The sequence below is a fragment of the Caballeronia arvi genome (assembly GCF_001544695.2).
Taxonomy (GTDB): Bacteria; Pseudomonadota; Gammaproteobacteria; order Burkholderiales; family Burkholderiaceae; genus Caballeronia; species Caballeronia arvi.
Window position 1 is genome coordinate 1 of sequence record NZ_FCOM02000321.1, and the last position, 661, is coordinate 661.

At 58.2% G+C, this 661-nt stretch carries 1 protein-coding gene; it reads right to left on the minus strand.

The genetic code is table 11. The features are described from left to right. Nucleotides 1-85: 85 nt before the first annotated feature. On the minus strand, nucleotides 86-661 hold a 576-nt coding region (locus tag AWB74_RS45135; RefSeq protein ID WP_143749576.1), incomplete at its 5' end, for an IS66 family transposase.

Sequence of the window (661 nt, forward strand, 5' to 3'; positions counted from 1 at the left end):
GTAAGCGTCGCGTGAGGGCCGTTGAGAATTCTCTGGACAAGCGCCAAAGAACGCGGCAGGCGCATCGTGCCGCTGTCAGAAGGGATCAAAGCGAGGCGGGTGTAGATGGGAGGAGCTGCTTCGTGACGTTCCATGGCAACAGTTCGTCGATGCGGTTGGCCTGGTGATCCGCGATGTGCGTGAGCACGAATTCCAGGTAGGCGCGTGGATTGATGTTGTTCAATTTGCACGAGCCGATCAGGCTATACATTGCGGCGGCTCGCTCACCACCGCTGTCGGAGCCCGCGAACATAAAATTGCGCCGACCAAGGGCCACACAGCGCAAGGCATTTTCGGCGAGCACGTTGCTGATCTCAACGCGTCCGTCGTCACAGAACAGCGTGAGTCCATCCCAGCGGTTCAGAGAGTAGTTAATCGCTTCGACCAATGGAGCCTTCGGCCAAAGCGTCGCTAGTTTCTCCCTCATCGACATCTCGAGGACCCCGAGCAACGGGTTGCTCTTTTCTTGCCTGACGCGTCGCCGCTCATCGGGCGGTTTGCCGCGGATAGCAGCCTCGATTTCGTAGAGGTCGCCAATCATGTCGAGCCATTGCTTCGTGGTTTCCGACGGGGCTGTCTCATGGACGTCGAAGACGTATCGACGTGCGTGATCCTTATCTGG